1 pseudogene is annotated in these 438 nt (G+C 71.5%); it reads left to right on the plus strand.

The window, feature by feature from the left end:
* Positions 1-438, plus strand: a pseudogene (locus tag BKD30_RS15220) (IS1380 family transposase); the annotation flags it as partial.

Below are 438 nucleotides of genomic sequence, written 5' to 3' on the forward strand. Positions count from 1 at the left end.
CGATGATCCGAACCTGGTGTCGGCCGCGGGTCTGGTCCCGGCGCTGCGGCTGGCCGAGAGGGCCGGTCTGCATGGTCTGCTCGATGAGCGGTTGAGCGTGTCCTCGCCCAACGCCACGGTCAAGACGACCGGGGTGATCGCCGGGATGCTCGCCGGGGCGGACTGCATCGATGACCTGGGCCTGCTCCGCCACGGCGGGATGGGACGGCTGTTCACCCAGGTGCGGGCACCGTCAACGCTGGGCACGTTCTTGCGCTCGTTCACCCACGGGCACGTCCAGCAACTGGACGCGGTGGCCCGCCGTCTGCTGCCCGGCCTCACCCGCACGGTGCCGGGCCTGCTCGCCGGTAGCAGGACGGCGGGCTCGATCGCGTTCCTGGACGTCGATGACACCATCCGGGAGGTCCACGGCCACGCCAAGCAGGCCGCCGCCTACGG

The organism is Tersicoccus phoenicis (genome assembly GCF_001968835.1).
In the GTDB taxonomy this organism is placed as follows: Bacteria; Actinomycetota; Actinomycetes; order Actinomycetales; family Micrococcaceae; genus Tersicoccus; species Tersicoccus phoenicis.